This is a genomic window from Patulibacter minatonensis DSM 18081, from assembly GCF_000519325.1.
GTDB lineage: Bacteria > Actinomycetota > Thermoleophilia > Solirubrobacterales > Solirubrobacteraceae > Patulibacter > Patulibacter minatonensis.
In genome coordinates this window covers 2091755-2112983 of the sequence record NZ_KI912613.1, presented here as the reverse complement: position 1 = coordinate 2112983, position 21229 = coordinate 2091755, and the positions used below count along the sequence as shown (strand labels likewise).

The window sequence follows — 21229 nt, the reverse complement described above, 5'->3', positions numbered from 1 at the left end:
TGGTCATGAGCGTCACCACCGAGCCACCCCGCACCTCGCGCCCTCCGCTCCAGCCCGCCGCGACCCCGGCACCGGTCCGCCGGGACGGCCGCTGGATCGACGACTGGAACCCCGACGACGAGCGGTTCTGGGAGGACCACGGGAAGAAGATCGCCAAGAAGAACCTCGCGTTCTCGATCTTCGCCGAGCACATCGGGTTCTCGCTCTGGGTCATCTGGGGCGTCATCGCGATCAACCTCGCGAACGTCGGGATCGCGCTGAGCCTCTCCGAGCTCTTCTGGCTCACCGCGCTGCCGAACCTCGTCGGCTCGTTCCTGCGGATCCCCTACACGTTCGCGGTCCCACGGTTCGGAGGACGGGTCTGGACGATGATCAGCGCCTCGCTGCTGTTCATCCCGGCGCTGCTCCTGGCGATCGTCGTCCCGAGCGGGTGGCTCGCCGACCAGTCCCACGACACGCAGCTCTGGGTCCTGATGCTCTGCGCCGCGACGGCCGGCTTCGGCGGAGGCAACTTCTCCTCCTCGATGGCCAACATCTCGTACTTCTACCCCGAGCGGCAGAAGGGCGCGGCGCTCGGGCTGAACGCCGCCGGCGGCAACCTCGGCGTCGCGGTCGCCCAGCTCGTGGTGCCGCTCGTGATCATCATCGGCGTCCCCGCGGCGGCCGTGAAGGTCATGCCGCACGAGGTCCACCTGGCCTACGCGGGCCTGATCTGGATCCCGTTCATCATCGTCGCGGCGGTCGGCGCGTACCTCTACATGGACTCGCTGTCGCAGGCGAAGGCCGACAAGGCCTCGTACGTGAAGGCCGCCAAGCAGCCGCACGCCTGGATCATGTCGGTCCTCTACATCGGCACCTTCGGCTCGTTCATCGGCTACTCGTTCGCGCTGCCGCTGGTCATCAAGAACACGTTCCCGGAGTTCCTGGCCAACCACACGTTCATCGCGACGTACCTCGCCGGGCTCGGCTTCGTCGGTGCGCTGATCGGCTCGATCGCCCGACCCCTCGGCGGGTGGCTCGCGGACCGCGTCGGCGGTGCCCGCGTCACCCTCGGCTGCTTCCTCGGGATGGGCCTGTTCACCCTGCTGGCGATCGTCGGCGTCAACGAGCGGTCCTTCGGCCTCTTCTTCGGCGCCTACTGCGTGATCTTCGCCCTCGCCGGCGCCGGCAACGGCTCGACCTACCGGATGATCCCCGCGATCTTCTCGGCGCTCGGTCGCCGCCAGGGCGAGGACGCCGCCACGAAGCTCGACTTCAAGCGCCAGGCCGCGGCCGTCATCGGCATCGCCGGTGCGATCGGCGCCCTGGGCGGCTTCTTCATCCAGCTCGCGTTCCGCCAGGCCAGCCTCGGCGTCACCGCCGCCGTGAAGGCCGCCGACACCCCGGCCGAGAAGGTCCAGGTCGCCGCCGCGCACGCCGACTGGTCGATCGGCGCGCTCTGGGTCTTCCTCGGCGCCTACGTCGTGATGGCCCTCATGACCTGGGCCTTCTACATGCGCCGCTCGACGTCGACCGGTCCCGTCCCGAGCGTGGCGGACGCCGCGGTCTGAGGCCGCGGTCCCTCCCCTCCCTCTCGACCTCCAGGAACCCATGACCACCACTCCCACCACCCACGCAGACGTCCTGGTGATCGGCGGCGGCATCGCCGGTCAGGCCGTCTGCGAGGGCGTCCGCGAGCGCAGCGCCGAGCTCTCCATCGCGATGGTCTGCGAGGAGCCGCGCCTGCCGTTCGACCGCGTGTCGCTGTCGCACCTGCTCGTGGACGGCAAGGACCCCGAGGCCCTGCAGCTGCGGCCGCAGGAGTGGTACGACGACCACCGCGTCGACGTCGTCGTGGGCGACACCGTCCTGACGCTCGACCCGGACGCCGGACTCGCGCGCCTCGCCTCGGGTGCCGAGATCACGTTCGGTCGCGCGGTGCTCTGCACGGGCTCCGAGCCGCTGATGCCGCCGCTGCCGGGCATCGACAAGGAGGGGGTCATCCCCTTCCGCGGTCCCGAGGACTGTCAGGCGATCCGGGACGCCGCCGCCAGCGGCACGGAGGTCGCGGTCATCGGCGGCGGCCTGCTCGGCCTGGAGGCCGCCTACGGCGTCGCGTCGCAGGGCGCGAAGGCCACCGTCGTCCACCTGATGGACCGCCTGATGGAGCGCCAGCTCGACGACCCGGCCGCCGGGCTCCTCGAGCCCGCGCTCGCCGGCCTGGGCGTCACGGTGATGCTCGAGAAGCAGACGCAGGAGCTGCTCGGCAACGGCCGCGTCACGGGGCTCCGGTTCGCCGACGGCTCCGAGCTCGACGCCGGACTCGTCGTCGTCTCGATCGGCATCCGCGCCCGCATGACGCTGGCGTCGGAGGCCGGCCTGACCTGCGAGCGCGGCATCGTCGTCGACGACCGCCTGATGACGTCGCATCCGCGCGTCCTGGCGGTCGGCGAGTGCGCCCAGCACCGCGGCATGGTCTACGGCATCGTCGCCCCGATCTGGGAGCAGGCGGAGGTCGCCGCGCAGACGATCCTGCGGCTCGAGGCGGCCGGGTACTCGATGGAGATCGAGGACGGCGAGGTCGGGGAGCACGCGTCCGGCGGCGCCTACACCGGCTCGATCCTCTCGGCGAAGCTCAAGGTCATGGGCGTCGACCTCGTGTCGATCGGCGACCCGATCGGCGCGCCCTCGCCCGGCGGCAAGGTCCCGGATCCGGACGCGGGGATGGCGGTCCACCCGACCTCCGTCGCCACGAGCGACCCGGGTGCCGGGATCTACCGCAAGCTCGTCGTCAAGGACGGCAAGCTCCACGGCGCGATCCTGATGGGCGACATCCGCGGGCACGAGCTGCTGCTCGACGGCGTGAAGACCGGCCTGCAGGTCGAGGACCCGCTGACGCTGCTGGCCGAGGCGTCGCAGGCCTCCCCCGCCGACCTGCCCGACACCGCGCAGGTCTGCAACTGCAACGGCGTCTGCAAGGGCGACATCGTCAAGGCGATCGTCGAGAACGACCTGGGCTCGACGCAGGAGGTCGTGTCGACCACCCGCGCCGGCGCCGGCTGTGGCTCGTGCAAGCCCGTCGTGTCGGAGATCCTCAAGGTCGTCCGCGGCGGCAAGGTCGACGAGGCCACCTACCTCTGCCCCTGCCGCAAGCAGACGCGCGACGACCTGGCCGCCGTCGCCCGCGAGCAGGGCTGCGAGTCGGTCTCCGAGCTCTCCGCCGCGTGCGGTGCCGGTCGCGACTGCGGGTCCTGCAAGCCGGGCCTGGCCTACCTCGTCTCCGAGGTCAACCAGAACCAGCACCGCGAGGAGCGCCACGCCCGCTTCATCAACGATCGCGTCCACGGCAACATCCAGAACGACGGCACGTTCTCCGTCGTCCCGCGGATGCGCGGCGGCGTCACGACGCCGTCGGAGCTGCGCCGCATCGCCGACGTCGCCGAGCAGTTCGAGGTGCCGCTCGTCAAGGTCACCGGCGGCCAGCGGATCGACCTCCTCGGGATCAAGAAGGAGGACCTCCCCGCGGTCTGGGAGGCGCTCGACATGCCCTCCGGCCACGCGTACGCGAAGTCCGTCCGCACGGTCAAGACGTGCGTCGGTACGGGCTTCTGCCGGTTTGGCCTGGGCGACTCGATGAACGCCGGGATCGAGCTCGAGAAGATGATCGAGGGGCTCTACACCCCGCACAAGGTGAAGCTCGCGGTCTCCGGCTGCCCGCGCAACTGCGCCGAGTCGCTGATCAAGGACATCGGCATCGTCGCCATCGAGGGCGGCTGGGAGATCTACATCGGTGGCGGTGGCGCCGGCACGATCAAGAAGGGCGAGCTGCTCGCGACGATCGAGGGCAAGGACGAGACCCTCCGGACCGCGTGCATCTTCCTCCAGTACTACCGCGAGCACGCGGAGTACCTCGAGCGCACGATGCCGTTCGTCGAGCGCGTCGGGCTCGAGACGATCCAGACCGCGGTGCTGGACGCCGAGCTCGGTGAGCCGGAGGGTCTGTACGAGCGCTTCAAGATCGCGAAGGCGGCGTCGGACCCCGACCCGTGGCGCGAGCGCCGTGCGCCGGCCGTCCCGAAACAGTTCGAGTCGCTGGACACCGAGGCGACGCCGATCGGGCCGCCCGCGGGCGCCGAGATGAACGGCGGCGCGGCGTCGGAGCGCCCGCTCGTCGTGCACCGCACGGAGGGCGGCCGCGGCCGCACCGCCATCGACGGGGTCCGCCCGTCGACCCCGACCCGCCAGGAGCGCACCGATGTCTGACCTCACGACCACCACCGCCCGCTCCGCCGTCGCCGAGGCCGGCGGCGCTACCGCCCACCGGTCGACGATGGTCGGGATCGCCGACGCCGCGACGCTCGCCGCCGCCGGGTTCACCGACGTCGGCTCCGTCCACGACATCCCGATGCTCGAGGGACGCGACGCCACGGTCGGCGGCCGCCGCGTCGCCGTCTTCCGCCTGCCGACCGGCTTCTCGGCCACCGACGCCGCGTGCCCGCACAAGGGCGGCCCGCTGTCCGACGGCCTCGTCGCCGACGGGTGCGTCACGTGCCCGCTCCACAACTGGCGCCTGGACCTCACCACCGGCGAGGTCCAGGGCGACGACACCGTCGTGCCGATCCACGACGTCCTGGTCGAGAACGACCGCCTGTGGGTCCGGGTCGCGGAGGGTGCGGGCGAGGCCGCGGCGCCCGCACCGCGCGTGACCGCCGGCGCGATCGGCGAGCAGATCGCCGCCTCCCCCAAAGGCGACGCCAACCCGTTCGTCGCTTCGCGGCCCGCGACGGTGGCGGCACGGACCGCTCCGACGGCCGACGTCGCGACGCCGCGGTCGGAGGCCTCCCCGGCGGCCGCGGCGGAGGGGGCCGCGTCCCCGGGCGACGCGTCCGTGTCGCGGTCCGCGTCGTCGGCGGCCGCGTGACGCCCACGGAGCGCACGGTCCGGACCGCCTGCCCGTACTGCGGGGTCGGCTGTGGCCTGAAGGCCACCGTCCAGCGCGGACGGCTGGTGCGCGTCGAGGGCGACGAGGACCACCCGGTCAACCGCGGTCGCACGTGCGCGAAGCCGCTGGCGCTCCCCGGCGCGCTCCACTCCCGCGACCGCGCGACGACGCCCCGCCGCCGCGAGCACCCCGACGGCCCGTGGCAGGACCTCGGCTGGGACGAGGCCCTCGGCTGGGCGGGCGATCGCCTGCGGGCCATCGTCGACGAGCACGGCCCCGAGGCGGTGGCGTTCTACGTCTCCGGCCAGCTGATGACGGAGGACTACTACGTCGTCAACAAGCTCGCCAAGGGCTTCATCGGCACGAACACGGTCGACTCGAACTCGCGCCTCTGCATGAGCTCGGCGGTCGCCGGCTACAAGGCCACGTTCGGGTCCGACGGCCCGCTCCCGAGCTACGACGACCTCGACGAGGCCGACTGCATCCTGCTGCTCGGCTCGAACGCGGCGACGTGCCACCCGATCGTGTGGCAGCGGATCAAGCGCGCCCAGGAGCGGACCGACCGACCGCCCTGCCAGGTGATCGTCGTCGACCCGCGCAGCACCCCGACGGCGCAGCAGGCCGACCTCCACCTGCCCGTCAGGCCGGGCGGCGACATCCCGCTGCTGCTCGGGATGCTGCACGTGATCGAGCGCGACGGCCTGACGGACGACCGCTTCCTCGCCGACCACACCGAGGGCTGGGACGAGCTCCGCGTGCAGGCCGACGCGTGGCCGCCCGAGCGCGCCGCCGAGGTCTCCGGCGTGCCGCAGGAGCTGATCGAGGACGCCGCCCGCCAGTTCGCGACCGCCGGTGCGGCGATGACCTGCTGGACGATGGGTGCCAACCAGTCGGTCGTCGGCACCGACAAGAACCGCGCGCTGCACGCGCTCTGCCTGGCGACCGGCCACGTCGGTCGCCCCGGCGCCGGCCCGTTGTCCCTGACCGGCCAGCCCAACGCGATGGGCGGCCGCGAGGTCGGCGGGCTGTCGACCTTCCTGCCCGGCTACCGCAACGCGACCGTCGCCGAGGACCGCGAGACCCTGAACACCTACTGGCGCCTGCCGCAGACGGCCGCCGGCGTCAGCGATCGTCCCGGCCTCGTCGCTACCGACCTGATCGACGCCCTCCACGACGGCACCGTCAAGGCCGTCTGGATCATGGCGACGAACCCCGCCGTCTCGCTCCCGCACAGCGCGAAGGTCCACGAGGCGCTGCGCCGTGCGGAGCTCGTCGTCGTCCAGGACGCGTACCACCCGACCGAGACCACGGCCGTCGCCGACCTCGTCCTCCCCGCCGCGCAGTGGCCGGAGAAGGCCGGCACGACCACGAGCTCCGAGCGCCGCGTGACCCTCATGCGCAAGGCGGTCGACCCGCCCGGCCTCGCGCTGCCGGACTGGCGGATCCTCGCGAAGCTCGGCGCCGCGATGGGCTGGGCCGAGCACTTCGCCTGGCCCGACGCCGCCGCCGTGCACGCCGAGTTCGTCGGCCTGACCGCCGGCCGCGTGTGCGACCAGACCGGCATCACGCACGGTCGCCTGGGCCGGGACGGGAGCGTCCGGTGGCCGTTCACGGCGGAGGACGCGGAGCGGGCGGATGTCGACCGCGACCACCACAGCCCGCGGCTCTACCCGGGCAACGTCTTCCCGACCCCGTCCGGCCGCGCTCGCCTCGGGCGGCTCGACGATGGCGGCGTCGCCGAGACCACCGACGACGACCACCCGCTGCTCCTCACCACCGGCCGCGTCGGCGGGCAGTGGCACACGATGACCCGCACCGGCAAGTCGCCGGAGCTCCTGGCCGCCGACCCGCGGCCGTTCGTCGAGCTGCACCCCGAGGACGCGCGCCGCGCCGGCGTCGCGGACGGCGAGCGGGTGCGACTGGTGTCGCGGCGCGGGGAGGCCATCGTGCAGGCGAAGGTGCTGGGCGGCAACGCCGGCGATGCGCCCGGCGACGGCGGTCCGGCGCAGGCCGAGGACCGGGACCGCGGGCGTCGCGCGACCGACGGGGCGCTGCGCGGCGGTGGCATCCGTCCCGGCGTGGCCTTCGCCCCCTTCCACTGGGGCGCGCTGCACGCCCCGGCCGGTGACGGCCAGCTGAACGCGCTGGCCCACGACGCGACGGACCCGGTCTCGCGCCAGCCGGAGCTGAAGGCGATGGCGGTCCGCGTCGAGGCGCTCGTCGCCGCGGTGCCGCCACGGGCGACGAGTGACTGGGGCGCCGGTGACGACGGCCGCGACCGGTCCGAGCGCGGCGGGCGCGGCTCCGGCGGCGACGGCGATTCCGGCGACGACGCGGACCACGTCCGGCACGGCGACCGCCCCGGTCCCCGCCGCGAGCGCCTCGTGATCGTCGGCGGCGGGATGGCGTCGATCGCCGTCGTCGAGGCGGCGTTCGCGCACCGGCCCTCGGCGCACTGGGACGTCACGATCCTCTGCGGCGAGGCCGACGCGCCGTACGACCGGGTGCGGGTGTCGCACCTGATCACGCCCGACCCGCGCGAGGACGTCAGCCTGCGCCCGCAGGAGTGGTACTCGGCGCACGACATCGACCTGCGCCTGGCCACCTGGGTCCACCGGCTCGACACCGACGCCCGTGAGGTCGTCCTCGAGAGCGGCGAGCGGATCCCGTACGACCGTGCGGTCATCTGCACCGGCTCGCAGCCCGCGACCCCGCCGATCCTCGGACTCGACCTCCCGGGCGTCGTCGCGTTCCGCACCCGCGCCGACGCCGGCCGGCTGAACCGGATGGTGCAGCGCGGCGCGATGGCGACCGTCATCGGCGGTGGCCTGCTGGGCCTCGAGGCCGCGGCCGGCCTGGCCGAGCACGGCGCGTCGGTCACGATCGTCCACCGCGGCAACCGCCTGATGGAGCGCCAGCTCGACCGCGGCGCCGCGCGCCTGCTGGAGCGTCGGATCCGCGAGCTCGGGATCCAGCTCATGTTCGAGCAGCAGACCGACCGGATCGTCGGCGGCAGGAAGGTCACCGGCGTGCGCTTCGCCGACGGGGACGAGCTCGCGTCCGACCTCGTCGTCGTCGCCACCGGGATCCGCCCGGAGCTCCGCGTCGCGAAGCGCTCGGGGATCACCTGCGACCACGCGATCGTCGTCGACGACGAGCTGCGCACCAGCGCGCCGAACGTCTGGGCGATCGGCGAGTGCGCCCAGCACCGGGGCGTCGTCTATGGCCTGTGGCCCCCGATCGCCGCCCAGGCCCGCACGGCCGGCGCGACGATCGCCGGCGTCCCGGCGGGCTACCAGGGCAGCCCGCTCGCGACGACGCTGAAGGTCGTCGGCATCGACCTCTTCGCGTGCGGCAGCCCGTGGGAGGACACGGACGACGACGACGTCGACGAGGTGATCTCCGTCGACACCCGCCGCGGGAACTATCGCCGGCTCGCGCTCCGCGAGGGCCGGCTGGCCGGCGCGGTCCTCCTCGGCGACCTGTCCCTCGCCCCCGAGCTCACGGAGCTGACCGCGGGCGGCCCGGTCGGCGTCGGCGGCGAGCTCGTGCCGGACGAGGTGCTCGACTCCCTCGTCGGCGGCCCCGGCGAGCCCCGCGCCGTCCCGGACGCGAAGCTCGTCTGCTCGTGCAACCAGGTCACGGCGGGCACCATCCGCGGGGCGATCGCCGGCGGCTGCTGCACCGTCGCCGACGTCAAGGGCGCGACCGGCGCCTCGGGCGGCTGCGGCGGCTGCGCGACCCAGGTCGAGGCGCTCCTGGCGAGCGAGGCGGCGACGGTGACGGCGGGGTAGGCGGGCGACGTGGTCGCGGTTCGGACGCTCCCAGGGGCCGAAGGTCGACCACGTCCCGGGCCGTCGCGGCGCGGTCGCGGTTCGGACGCTCCCAGGGCCCGAAGGTCGACCACGTCCCCGCCCGCCGTCACCACCGACCTGCGCCGGGACCCTCACCCCGCCCCGAGCGTCTCCAGCACGAGCAGCGCGGCCTGCAGGTCGGCGGCGTCGCCTTCGACGTCGCGGACCAGGAGGCTCGCGGCGCGGGCCATGCGGTAGGAGACCGTCCGCTGGTGCACGAAGAGGAGCTCGGCGGTCCGGGCCTTGTTCTGCCCGCAGGCGTAGAAGGTGCGCAGCGTGTCGCGCAGCCGGGCGGTGTTCCCGTCGTCGGCGGCCAGCGCGCCGAGGCACGCCGTCGCGAACGTCCGTGCCCGCTCGGGGTCGGCGCACAGGATCGCCGCCAGCGCGACGTCGCGGTGCCGGACGACGCCGGGACGCGGATCCGCCCGCATCCGCCGGACCCGCAGCGCCTCGAGGGCCTGCTCGTGGCTCCGCCGCAGCCCGTCGAGCCCCTGCCCCGGCTCGCCGAGCGCGATCACGACATCCGCGGGCGCGGACGTCACACCGCCTCCGGCCGACCCGCCGCCCGACACCCCGTCGCCGCGCGTCCCGCCGCCGCCCGCGGCCGACCCGCCGCCCGGCCTCGGGCCGCCGCCTGCGGCGACCCTGCCGTCCGCCGCCCCGAGCCTCGCAGCCCCCGCCAGCACCTCCTCGTCCGGCGTGCCCGACCACCCGAACCACGCCAGGACCGTCCCGTCACCCACCGGGTGCATCAGCGTGCGCGGCCGGCCGAGCCGCGCGGCGAGATCCTCGGCCGCGCGACCGGCGCCGCCGCCGACACCGGCGCCGCGGTCGATGCCGCCACTACGGCCGACACCGGCGGCGCGGCCGACACCGGCGCCGCGGTCGATGCCGACACCGCGGTCGGCATCGAGACCGTCGCCGATCCCACCGCCACCGTCGCCGACGTCCACCGGCGCCACGACCACCGCCACGTGATGGCCACGGAGGTCGTACCCGAGCACGGTGCTCGTGCTGTCGAGGTCGACCGGCCCCCCGGCCAGGACCGCCTCGACGGCCGCCGCCCGGGAGCCGTGGCGCGGCTCCGCGGCGGCGCGGCGCTCCAGTTCCGCGCGATGGAACGCGACCACGCCCGCCAGCACCGAGTCGAACAGCGCGAAGACGGTCGACGAGGACGCACCGAGCACCGCCTGCAGCTCGTCGCGGTCCTCGACGCCGCGGCCCGCGTGCTCGGCCCACAGCTCCCAGAAGCGCCGGTGCCCGACCCGGTAGCCCCGCAGCACCGCGTCGAGGTCGCCCCCGTGGTCGACGATCCGGAGGACGAGGTCGAGCGTCGCCGGCGGCGGGGCGAACGCCGTCGGGTCCAGGCCGCCGGCGAGCGTCGCCAGCATCGCCGCGATGTTCTGATGGGTGCTGCGCTCGGCCACCGACGGCCCGGCCGGTGCGACCTCCGGGACCTCCACGAGGACGGGCGCCACGACCTCGAGGGCGATCCGCTCGGCGTCCGGCAGGAGCTCGCCGGCGAGGCGCCGGATGTGCTCCTCGGCGACCTCCGACCGGCCAGGCGTCCCGACGTCCGTGCGCATCGAGCGACACTAGCTCGCCCGGCGACCGGTCATCGGGCGGGATCCGGCCCCGGACCACCCGGAAGTGCGCAATCCGGGAGCGGCAGGTCTGCGTGGTCCGGACATGGCGTCCCGCACCGGCGGCGGCGAGGCTGGCCGCATCCCGTCACCGACCCACGGAGGGACGATGAGCTCCACCCGTCGCACCGCGGAGGCCCACGCCGCCGCCCCCGAACGTCTCGACCGCACCGACCAGATCACCGCACCCTGGATCGCGTCCGTGCTCCGGGGCTCCGAGCTCGACGCCCCGGTCGCCGCCGTCGACCTCGAGCCGTTCGGCGACGGCAAGGTCAGCGACACCGCCCGGGTCCGGATCACGTACGCGGAGCCGGTCGCCGGGGCACCCGACAGCCTGATCTGCAAGTTCCACTCCACGGAGCCGGGGGCGCACGGGTTCGCGATCGCCGCGCTGCTGTACCTGCACGAACTGCACTCGTACCGCGAGGTCGGCGCGCGCGGCGCCTGCCGGATCCCGCGCGCGCACCTCGCCGAGGGCGACATCGACTGGATCAACCTCGTCATGGACGACCTGAGCGCGACCACCGACCCGGGCGACCAGCTCGGCGGCTGCGACCTGGACCAGAGCCACGCGGTCGTCCGCGAGATCGCCGGCCTGCACGCCGCGTTCGCCGACCTCGACCCCGCGACCGCGCCGTCCTGGCTGACCCGCCTGTCCGACTCGGCCGCGATCTGGTGCGGGCCGACGGGCCTGGGCGCCGGCCTCGCGGCACGGTGGTTCGCCGATCGGCTCCCGGCCGCGTCGATCGCGCTGCTCGAGCGCCTCCCGGCCGCGACCGAGCGGTTCTTCGCCCACCCCTTGGACCGGCTCGCGCTCACCCACGGCGACGTCAAGGCGGACAACGTCCTCTTCACCCGCGACGAGGAGCCGGCCGGCGCGCTGATCCTCGACTGGCAGAACGTCGGGCTGCGCAACCCGGTCTTCGACCTCGCGTACTACCTGTCCGGATCGGTGACCGTCGACGACCGGCGGGCGCACGAGCGGGAGCTGCTGGCCGCCTACGCCGAGCTCGTCGGCGAGCACGGCGGCGACCACCCCCTCGAGGCGGTCGAGGCCGACTACCGCGTCCAGCTCCTCAGCGGCGCGATCCAGACCGCCGCCGCCGTGGCGTTCGTGTCCGCGGGCGGGGAGCAGGAGCTCGCCCCCGGGGTCCACGACTTCCTCGCGACCCTCCTGGAGCGCAACCTCACCGCCGTCGGCGACTGGGACAGCATCGGGGCGGTGGGCGCATGAGCTCCGCGGACGCCGGCGCGACCGCCACCTCGGCGGACCTCCCGCTGATCCCCGAGCTCGGCATCTACCTGCTGCCGGGCCGCGTCAAGGACCCTTCCCGCGCGCTGGACGAGGCCGCGGAGGCCGAGCGGCTCGGGTTCCGCACCGTGTGGCTGTCCGAGCGCTACGACCTGAAGGACGCCGGGGTGCTGCTCGGGGCGATCGCCGCGCGGACCTCCCGCGTCACGATCGCCACCGCGTCGGTCAACGCCGGCGCCCGGGCACCGATCATGTCCGCGACGATGGGCGCGACCCTGCAGGAGTCGTTCGGGGCGCGCTTCCGGCTCGGGATCGCCCGCGGCCTCCCGGCGCTGCTGCGCCACCAGGGGCTCCCGCACTACGACTCGAAGGGCTTCGAGGAGTACTGCTCGGTCGTCAAGCGCCTGTGGGACGGCGAGACCGTCGAGCACGACGGGGCGCTCGGCGTGATGACCGGCGCCCGGCTGGCCGACCCGCTGACCGCGCCGCGGCCCGAGCTCGTGCTCGTCTCGTGGGTCCCGGGACCGAAGGCCATCGCGATGGCCGCGCGGACGTTCGACGGCGTCCTGCTCGGCTCCGAGCTGACCGTCGAGGCCACCCGCACGATCGTCGGCCGGCTGCGCGCTGCGTGCGAGGAGATCGGCCGCGACCCCGACAGCCTCCGCCTGTACATGACGGTGATCGCCGCGCCGGGACTCCCCGAGGAGGAGGAGCTGGCCGTCGTGCACGCCCGGGTCATCAGCCATCTCGGGTTCGGCGGCGTGGGGCGGCGCATCGTCGAGGCCAACGGGTGGGACCCGGCGGTGATGGAGGAGCTGAGCCGGCGGACCGCCGGGATCGACCAGAAGGCGCACCGTCACGAGATGCTCGACCTCGCGCGCTCGCTGCCCCGCGAGTGGATCGAGACGAGCACCGCGGTCGGGAGCCCCGCGGAGGTCGCCCGCCGGCTGCGCGAGTACCTCGACGCCGGGCTCGACGAGATCTGCATCCACGGGGCGTCGCCGTTCCAGTGCGCCGGGCTCGTCGAGGCGTGGCACGCCGGCGGGGACCGGACCTGACCCCGGGTCGTCCTGGCGTGGGCGGCCGCGGCGCTCGGGTTCGGCAGCGCTGGGGGTCCGCGGCGGCCGGGGCCGGCAGCGGTGGGGGCCGGTCGCGCTCGGGGTCGGCCGCGCTCGGGGTCGGCCGCGCCGGGGATCGGCAGCGCTCGGGGTCCGCGGCGGCCGGGGTCGGCAGCCCGCACATCCGGAGGGGGGGGAAGGACGCCGCGCCCCGCGACAGAGGGGCAGGACCCCGTCTCATCGTCTCCCGATCGTTCCCATGCTCAGCAGCCGCACCGCGTCCCCCACGTCCCGTCCGACCGCGACCCGACCCGTCCGGGCCGCCGGCTGAGCGGTGGTCGTCGCAGAGCTCCGGCGCGTCGCCGTGTCCCCCACCCCCCTCTCGACCCACGAGGGTCGCCACGGCGCCCGCGCCGCGCTCGAGCTGATCGGCGCCGACCGCCGCACCGACGAGCGTTCACCCGACGCCCGCTGGCGCCCGGTGCACGAGTCCGTCGAGGAGCTGCCGGAGCTCGCGGTCGCCGCGCAGATGTACGCGATCCACCGCCGGATCGCCGCCGAGACCGGCCTCACCGGCCTCGAGGACACCCGCGCCCGGGTCCAGGACGCCGCCGAGGCCGTCGTCCGACGTCTCGGGGCCGCGCACGCCGCGCTCGTCCCCGGGTCGCGACGATGGACCGACCTCGTCGCCCACCACGCCGACGAGCTCGAGACCCTCTGGGCGTACGAGCCGGACGAGGCGATGCTCGGGCTGCCGGGGGTCGTGGCGCGGGAGCTGTCGGACGCGCTGCGCCACCGCACGGCGACGACCGGCGGGCCCGGGGCGGCGCTCGCACGGGCGGCCGGCGCGGCGCTCGCGCTGCGCCTGCTGGCCGAGGACACCCGCCTGCCGTTCCTCGACGGGGCCTGAGCGCCCCGCGCCGCGGGTCGGCGGGCCGGGCGCCCGGCCCGGGCGGGCGCGGCCGGAGCGGGCGCGGCCCGGACGCCCCCGCGCAAGGCGCGCCGCGGCCACCGATGGCCGATATCCGACTACGGGTGACCACCATCCACAGGACCACCCCGACCCGAGGGGTGCCGCGGTCACCGATGGTCGATATCCGACCACGGGTGACCACCATCCACAGGACCACCCCGACCCGAGGGGTGCCGCGGTCACCGATGGTCGACATCCGACCATCCGCGACCACCACCCCAAGTCGCCCCCACCCGAAGAGCGCCACGGCCACCGACGGTCGACATCCGACCACGGGTGACCACCATCCACAGGACCACCCCGACCCGAGGGGTGCCGCGGTCACCGATGGTCGATATCCGACCATCCGCGACCACCACCCCCAAGTCGCCCCCACCCGAAGAGCGCCACGGCCACCGACGGTCGATATCCGACCACGGGTGACCACCATCCACAGGACCACCCCGACCCGAGGGGTGCCGCGGTCACCGATGGTCGACATCCGACCATCCGCGACCACCCGCGGCGCTCAGGTCCCGACGGTCCGTGGACCCGGGAGGCCCCGACCGGGGCGTGGGCCCCGGTCAGGCGGGGCCGATCGTCGCGATCTCGTAGCGGTGGACGTCGCCCGAGACGACGTCCGACATCGATCCGTCGGACGGTCCGTCGCCGCGGAACGCGAGCAGCTCCTCGGTCGACGCCCAGCGCTCGAGGATCACCACGCGATCAGCCGTGGCGGGGTCCGCGGCGAGCACGAACTCGAGGCACCCCGGCGCGCGACGGGCGGCCTCCATCACGGGGACGGCCGCCGCGACGAACGCGTCGCGGCGGCCGGGGGCCAGCTGGAGTTCTCCGGAGACGATGAGCACAGGGGGCCTGACGGGTCGGTCGAGGGCGGCGGACGCCGCACTGCCTCCCGGACCCCGTCGGCGCCCCGGACTCATCGGTGCGGTCGTCGTCCGACCGCGGACCCGCCCGGTGGTGCACCACCGGGCGGCTCCGTCCTCACCGGTCGCCGGGTCGGGCGACGCCGACCGCCGGGTCGCGCCGACCGCGACCGGGAGCGGGACGGGCCGGTGCTCAGACCGCCGGGGCCGGCGTGGTCTCGCCGGTGCCGGGCGCCTCGCCCTGACCCGGGGCCGGCGCGTTCCCGCCGTCGCGGGCGCCTCGACCTGACCCGGGGCCGGCACGTCCCCGCCGTCGCCCGCGCCGGGGGCCGGGGTGGTGTCGCCGCAGCCGGGCGCGGCCGGTCCGCCGTCACCCGGGGCCGGGACGTCGCCGCCGGGGGCCGTCGACGAGCTGCCCTCGCCGCCGGGGGCGGGAGCCGGCTTCGGGTCGCCGGTGCTCGGGGCGTCGTCGCCGAACTTCACGGCCGTCAACGCCTTCTCGACCTGCTTCTGCGTGCGGTCCAGCTCGTCGGCGAGCGTCGAGGCGAACGTCTTCGTCGCGACGTCCTTACCCTGCGTCAGCGCGTCGGTGACCTTCGCCGGGTCGGTGCCCAGCGCGTCCGCGAGCGCCTCGACGATCTGCTGCGCCTGCTCCTCCGGGCTGCCGGGCGTCGGCGTCGTGGAGCCGCCGTCGGCCGAGCCACCCGAGGGCGCATCGGGCGTCGTGGAGCCGGCGTCCGGCCTCGACGGCGCGTCCGGCGTGCTCGCCGTGCCGTCGCCCGGAGCCGCGGTCGTCGTGCCGGATGCCGTGCCCCGGCCGTCGTCCGGGGCGGCCGGCGTGCTGCCGTCGCCCGGCGTCGTGGGGTCGCCCGGCGTCGCGGGGGCCCGGGCGTCGCGCGTAGGCGACGGCGATCCCGCGCGCCCTCCGACCCGGCCGTCCGCAGAACGGCTGAACGTCGACGGCGTACCGCAACGTCGTCGTGGGCACCGGGTTTCGGTGGACATGACCAAGCAGATCCCCCGTACGCGTGTCATCGGGGCGTCCCTCGTGGCCGTCTCCGCCCTCGCCCTCTCCACCGGTGCCGCCGCCCAGGCCGCGCCGGCCACCACCGTCGTCGATCCCGGCGTCGCCGTCGCGATCGCCGGCGACGGCACGAACGCCGCGTGGCTGCACGCCGACTACGGCCCCAACGGCGGCAGCCCGACGAAGATCACCCTCTGGACCCGCGACGGCGCCGGGGTCGCCAAGGCCGTCGACCAGGCGCTGCCGAAGACCACGAGCGACCTCGCGGTCGGCACCGACGCGAAGGGCCGGCTGACGGTCGTCCTGAACTCCGGCGGGACCTCGCGCTCGGGCCCGACGACGCTCTACGCCCTGCCGTTCGACGGCAGCGCGAAGCCGAAGAAGCTCCGGGCCTCGTCGCCCGGCGGCGCCGAGTCCGCGCCGGGCCTCCGCCGTGGCGTCCTCTCCTTCACGCGAGACGAGCGCACCCGGGCGCGCGGCAAGGTCCACGCGACCGTCCGCCTCGGGTCGCTGACGTCCTCGAACAGCCGCCTCGTCTGGGACGGCGCGCCGGACACCGAGATCTACTCGACGGCCCCGACCGCCCAGGACGGCGTCGGGTTCGTGACCGGGCGGACCTACGCGGACCGCGAGGGCGTCAGCTACGGCCTCCGGGTCCTGCGGGCCGGCAAGGCCTCGAAGCTCCTGTCGAAGACCGGCTTCGGCGGCGCGTCCGCCGCGGGCTTCGGCCCTCTCGTCACGACCGACGGCGGTTCGCGCCTCGTCGCGACCCGTTGGTGCGACGACGGCGGCGGCCACCCGAACGACCGCACGACCTACCGCGCCCCGAGCGGCACGCAGGTCGGGTCCGCGAAGAAGCTCACGGCCGGCGGCTACCAGGACGTCGCCGTCCCGGTGCAGGGCGGGACGCTCTACGTCGACCATCAGGCCGACCCGGACGGCAGCGACCTCGGTCCCCTGGTGTTCGCCCCGAACGGCTGATCCTCGCGGGTCCCGGGCGCCGGCCGTAGAGTCGGCGCCATGTCCCGTCCCGGTCCCCTCGAGCAGGCGTTCCACCGCGAGCTCGAGGCGGCGATGACCGCGGACGGGTGGACGCGCGCGGACCGGCCCCCGATCCGGCTGATGCCGTTCCCGGAGCGGTGGGTCCGCGACATCGACGACGGCTGGGTCGCCACCACGGTGGTGCGCTTCGCGGAGGGCGACACGGATCTCGGCGACGACCCGGACCTCCTGGCGTCCGTCACCGTCGACGGCGGCGCCACGTTCCCGGCCGCGGAGCGCCTGGCCGCCCTCCTCGGCGCGCCGCGGAACCTCGAGAGCGCCGCGCCGGCGGACCCGTCGGCGACCCCCGAGGAGGACGACGGCGAGATCGAGCTCGAGATCCGGGACCCCACCGAGCTCGACGGTGTCCTCGCCCGGATCGTGGCGCACGCGCAGGACGTGGTCCTGCCGTGGACGCGGGCGCACGCGGGTCTCGACGCGTGGAGGGCCGAGATGTCGACCCTCCACGACGACGACGATCCCGACGGCGAGCTCGTGCCCACGATGCTGCTCGCCCACGGTCGAACCGACGAGGCGGTGGCGGAGCTCGACCGCCTCGACGCCCTGATCGGCGGCGAGGACCGCGCCGACCAGCAGGAGTTCTCGCGGCGCTTCCGGGCGTTCGTCGCCGACGGCACCGAGATCCCCGCGACGGCAGGGGCCCTCTTCGTCCGGTCCCCGATCCCCGAGCTCACCGGCCCGTTCGCCAAGGACGAGCTGAAGGAGGACTTCCTGCGCGCGAAGGCGGCCGAGCTCGCACGGTCCTCGTCGCTGCACCGGTGGGCGCACGTCGGCGGGCAGCTCCGCCGGGGGGTGGGGGCGCTCGCCGCCCTGCGCGACGCGGACCGCGCGGCGCAGGTGTTCGACGCGCGCTGGCGCTCGGTCCCGTACGCCCCCGAGGACGAGCCGACGCTGGCCGGCGCGTTCGCGTCGGCGGGCCGGGCGGCCGCGGACCGCGTCGACCTCGAGGTCGATCTGCGGCCCGTCGACGGGGGCGCCGAGGTCCGCGTCGCAGGACGGCCCGTCGCGGTCCTCGCGCCGTCGGACGTGCCGGTCGACGTCCCCGGCGGCCTGCCGACCGGCCCGATGCCCGCGCGGCTGACGCGGAAGGACCAGCCCCCGCGGTTCCTCCTCGAGGTGCGGTTCGAGGCCCCGTCGGAGCGGTTCCGCGGCGGCGCCGGGCCGATCGCCTGACGCGACTCCGGACGCGCGGGCCGGACGTGTTCCCCGGTGGCGGCGGCCCGCCGGGTCCCGGTGTCGCGGCGTCCGCAGAACGGCCCGAGGCCGACGACGCACCGCACCTCCTCGGGAGACCCCGTGTTTCACTGGGCATGACCAAGTACCTCCCCCGAACGCGTGTGATCGGGTCGTCCCTCGCGGCCGCGTCCGTCCTCGCCCTCTCCACCGGCGCCGCCGCCCAGGCCGCCCCGGCGCCCACCGTCGTCGACCCCGGCGCCGTCATCGCGATCGCCGGCGACGGCACGAACGTCGCCTGGCTGCACGCCGACTACGGCCCCAAGGGCGGCCGGCCGACGAAGATCACCCTGTGGCTGCGCGACGCGTCCGGCACCGCGAAGGCGCTCCGGACGGTCGACCGCACCACCGGCGACCTCGCGATCGGCGACGACGCGAACGGCGACCTGACCATCGTCCTGAACTCGGGCGGGACCTCGAAGACCGGGCCGACGAAGCTCTTCGCCCTGCCGGCCGACGGCTCCGTGAAGGCGCACCGGCTGCGGGCCTCGCTCCCGGGCGGATACGAGTCCGCTCCGGGCCTGCACGACGGCGTGCTCTCCTTCAGCCGCGACGAGCGGACCCGCGCCCGCGGCGTCGTCCACGCGACGGTCCGGCTCGGCTCGCTGACGTCCTCGAAGAGCCGTCTCGTCTGGAACGGCGCGAAGAACACCGAGATCGCCTCGACCATCCCGACCGCGGGCAAGGGCGTCGCGTTCGTCACGGACCGCGCGGACGACGTCGGCGCGATCTACGAGCTGCGCACCCTGCGCGCCGGTGGCCCGTCGAAGCGCCTGAGCCGCACGGCGTTCGGCGGCGCGTCCGAGGCCGGCTACGGCGCCCTCGTGACGACGAACGGCGGGACCAGGCTCGTCGCGCCGCGCTGGGAGGACGGCGGCGGCCACCCCGCCGACCGCACGACCTACCGCGTGCCCTCGGGCACGCAGGTGGGCTCGGCGACGAAGCTCCTGCCCGGCGAGCAGGACCTCGGCGTGCCCGTGAAGGACGGCTTCGCCTACGTCGACTTCAACCTGCCCGACGAGTTCGACGAGACCGGGCAGCTCGTGTTCCAGCCGAACGGCTGAGCGTCGGCGCCGCGGTCGTCCCGGCCCGGGCGCGACCTGCTCTGCCGCGAGGGGCCGGGCCGCTGCGGTCGGCGTGCGACCGCGTCGGACTACCGCCGCACGACCACCCGCGCCACGCGGCTCGTCCCGGCGGAGACCCGGACCGTCGCGGTGACCGTCCTCCGGCGGCGCAGGGCGGTTGCGACCTTCGTGCCCGGCTTCAGGCGCACCGCCCACGCGCGCTTCGCGGTGGTGCGCGCCGTGGCGATCGTCCGCGACCCGAGCTTCAGGCGCTTCGCCGTCCCCGCCGACACGACGAGCGAGACCCGGACGCGCTTCGCCTTCGGCACGTCGCCCCGCAGGAGGATCCCCCTTGCGCGGAGCGTCTTCAGGCGGATCCGCTTCGTGACGGCCCGCTTCGCCTTCTTGGCCTTGGCCGGCGTCGCCGCGGCGCCGACGCCGGCGACCCCGTTCGTGAACGTCGGGTCGGCGGGCGTGCCCGCGGCGTCGCCGACCGGCAGCGCGATCCGGACGTCCTTCAGCGCGACCGACCCGGCGCCGGTCGTCAGCCCGTAGACGTTCGAGCCGTCGCTGACCTGCAGGCGGTAGCGGCTGCCCGGGGTCACGCGCATCGCGACGCCCTCGAGCGGCCGGTCGACCATGTGCTCCTTGCCGTCCAGGACGACGGGGATCGGGGTGACCTGGTTGCCGACGACGACGCCGCGGGTCTCGTCCACGATCTGCGCGAACAGGTGCGAGTTCGCGTCGGTCGACGTGCCGGAGTACGTCAGGTGGAGCTGCGGGACGCCGACGACGTCCTTCGTCGCGGTCTGCGCCGGGATGGGGACCTCGACGGCGTTCAGCGCCCGCGTCGCGGCGACGAGCAGGCCCGAGGCGGTGCCGAGCGGCGTGATCGTCAGCGTCCCCGAGCCCTGGGCGGTGATCTCACCGGCGGGCTTCAGGGGCAGGTCGGCGGCACTGCGGAGCTTCCCGTCGTCGGCGACCCACTCGAACGCCGGACCGACGTCGGCCTTCGTGTCGCCCTTCAGCCAGCGGTCCATCCACGCGAGCACGCGCTGCTGGAGGACGTCCTCGGCGCCGTTGCCGGTGAGGCAGACGCCGTGGCCGCCGCAGAACCAGAGGACCTTCGTCGGCGTGCCGGCCTGGCGCAGGAGCCGTCGCATCTCGATCGACTGGTCGAGCCCGAAGAGCGTGTCGGCCGTGCCCTGCAGGATCAGCGCCGGGGCCTTGACCTTCGCGATCCCGTCGCCCGTGGAGCGCGAGCGCAGGTACTCGGTGAGCTCCGGGCCGGCCTTGCCGGACACCGCACCCTGGAGCGCCAGCGCGACGAGCTCCGGCGGGAACGCGCCGGTCTCGAGGCCCTGCGGCGCGAGCGCCCCGAGCGCCAGGCCGCTGAGCTCGCCGCCGCCGACGAGCGGGAGGCCCCAGCCGAGCTTCAGCCGCCCGTCGCGGCCGAGCGCCTGGACGAGCGACGTCCACGAGATCGCCGGCGTCAGCGCGTCGATCCGCGGATCGCGCGACGCGGCGGCCCACTGCACGCCGCCGCCGTACGACGCGCCGTGCATGCCGACGCGCGGGTCGCCGGCCTTGTCGAGCTGCGCTTCCGGCCGCGTAGCGACGTAGTCGACGACCGCCGACGCGTCCCGCCCCTCGTAGTCCGGCGAGTCGAGCTGGATCTCCCCGCCCGAGCGCCCGAAGCCCCGCGAGTCGTACGTGATCGTGTTGAAGCCGTCCTTGCGGAACGCGGGCGCGCCGACCTGCCCGAGCGCGCCGGGGATGCCGACCTCGGTGCTCTCCCGCGTCAGCGCGAACCCGTGCGTGAGGACGATCGTCGGCGCCCTCTGCCCCGCCTTCAGTCCCTCGGCGGGCTGGAAGTCCGCGTTGATCTTCATCCCGTCGAACGAGGTGATCGTGACCTGCTCCGCCGACGCGACCGCGGGGGCGGCGGCGAGCGCGGCGACGGCGGCGAGGCCGATCAGCGAGGCGCGGCGGGGGAGCCCCGCGAGGGGAGCGACACCGGGACGGGATCGTGACATGCCACACAGACTACCGGCGGTAGCAAACGGACGGAAGGGGCGCGAGGAGAACGGACGGATCTCCCTGCGTAAGCGGTCCCGGGCCGGGCGGGCGACGACGTGCGCCGCTCCCGGCGGGGCGGCGAGGAGACGCGCGCCGCGCCGATGTCGATTCGTCGCGCCACGCGAGACCCAGGACCATCGGCGCCCGGCCGCCGGCGAGGCGATGTCGATCGGTCGCGCCACGCGAGACCCAGGACCATC

13 protein-coding genes are annotated in these 21229 nt (G+C 75.1%); 10 read left to right on the top strand and 3 right to left on the bottom strand.

Annotated features, from left to right (window positions below; genetic code table 11):
- Window positions 1–5 precede the first annotated feature (5 nt).
- The 4 genes from PATMI_RS28865 to PATMI_RS34280 are packed head-to-tail and all read left to right on the top strand — an operon-like array spanning window position 6 to window position 8715.
- A complete protein-coding gene (locus PATMI_RS28865) occupies window positions 6–1550 on the top strand; it encodes an MFS transporter (RefSeq protein WP_169738344.1) in 1545 nt (514 codons plus the stop codon).
- Window positions 1551–1590: 40 nt separating this feature from the next.
- Window positions 1591–4242, top strand: a complete 2652-nt coding sequence (nirB, locus tag PATMI_RS28860; RefSeq protein ID WP_084269826.1) for a nitrite reductase large subunit NirB — start codon at window positions 1591–1593, stop codon at window positions 4240–4242.
- Entirely contained in the window at window positions 4235–4900 is a 666-nt protein-coding gene (locus tag PATMI_RS34285; protein ID WP_051471283.1) for a Rieske 2Fe-2S domain-containing protein, read from the top strand. The genes nirB and PATMI_RS34285 overlap by 8 nt, the downstream gene beginning before the upstream one ends.
- Window positions 4897–8715: a nitrate reductase gene (locus PATMI_RS34280; protein ID WP_051471282.1), complete on the top strand. Its 3819-nt coding sequence runs from the start codon at window positions 4897–4899 to the stop codon at window positions 8713–8715. The genes PATMI_RS34285 and PATMI_RS34280 overlap by 4 nt, the downstream gene beginning before the upstream one ends.
- A gap of 152 nt (window positions 8716–8867) precedes the next feature.
- On the opposite strand, the gene PATMI_RS0109635 is transcribed toward PATMI_RS34280, so the two are convergent.
- Complete coding sequence (locus PATMI_RS0109635; protein ID WP_026910738.1) at window positions 8868–10361, bottom strand: PucR family transcriptional regulator; 1494 nt, start codon at window positions 10359–10361, stop codon at window positions 8868–8870.
- 166 nt (window positions 10362–10527) lie between these two features.
- On the opposite strand from PATMI_RS0109635, the gene PATMI_RS0109630 reads away from it, so the two are divergent.
- From PATMI_RS0109630 to PATMI_RS0109620, 3 genes are all read left to right on the top strand, one after another.
- On the top strand, window positions 10528–11652 hold the full coding sequence (locus PATMI_RS0109630) for a phosphotransferase (RefSeq protein WP_026910737.1): 1125 nt from the start codon (window positions 10528–10530) through the stop codon (window positions 11650–11652).
- Window positions 11649–12728, top strand: coding sequence for a TIGR03857 family LLM class F420-dependent oxidoreductase (locus tag PATMI_RS0109625; RefSeq protein ID WP_051471281.1), 1080 nt, complete (start codon window positions 11649–11651; stop codon window positions 12726–12728). Before PATMI_RS0109630 ends, PATMI_RS0109625 begins: the two co-directional genes overlap by 4 nt.
- A 364-nt stretch (window positions 12729–13092) precedes the next feature.
- Window positions 13093–13638: a hypothetical protein gene (locus PATMI_RS0109620; protein ID WP_157260696.1), complete on the top strand. Its 546-nt coding sequence runs from the start codon at window positions 13093–13095 to the stop codon at window positions 13636–13638.
- A 626-nt stretch (window positions 13639–14264) separates the two neighbouring features.
- On the opposite strand, the gene PATMI_RS34275 is transcribed toward PATMI_RS0109620, so the two are convergent.
- The gene (locus tag PATMI_RS34275) at window positions 14265–15572 is read right to left on the bottom strand and encodes an antibiotic biosynthesis monooxygenase (RefSeq protein WP_051471280.1); all 1308 of its coding nucleotides are present in this window, start codon (window positions 15570–15572) and stop codon (window positions 14265–14267) included.
- On the opposite strand from PATMI_RS34275, the gene PATMI_RS0109610 reads away from it, so the two are divergent.
- From PATMI_RS0109610 to PATMI_RS0109600, 3 genes are all read left to right on the top strand, one after another.
- Window positions 15571–16572: a hypothetical protein gene (locus tag PATMI_RS0109610; RefSeq protein ID WP_026910733.1), complete on the top strand. Its 1002-nt coding sequence runs from the start codon at window positions 15571–15573 to the stop codon at window positions 16570–16572. The two genes, PATMI_RS34275 and PATMI_RS0109610, sit on opposite strands and share 2 nt — an antisense overlap.
- Window positions 16573–16611: 39 nt before the next feature.
- Entirely contained in the window at window positions 16612–17826 is a 1215-nt protein-coding gene (locus PATMI_RS0109605) for a hypothetical protein (protein ID WP_026910732.1), read from the top strand.
- A gap of 137 nt (window positions 17827–17963) precedes the next feature.
- The gene (locus PATMI_RS0109600; protein WP_157260695.1) at window positions 17964–18950 is read left to right on the top strand and encodes a hypothetical protein; all 987 of its coding nucleotides are present in this window, start codon (window positions 17964–17966) and stop codon (window positions 18948–18950) included.
- Between the two features lie 89 nt (window positions 18951–19039).
- Here PATMI_RS0109600 and PATMI_RS28845 read toward each other — a convergent pair whose 3' ends face one another.
- Window positions 19040–20986 (bottom strand): alpha/beta fold hydrolase, encoded by a 1947-nt coding sequence (locus PATMI_RS28845; RefSeq protein WP_051471279.1) that lies wholly within the window; start codon window positions 20984–20986, stop codon window positions 19040–19042.
- Between the last annotated feature and the right edge of the window lie 243 nt (window positions 20987–21229).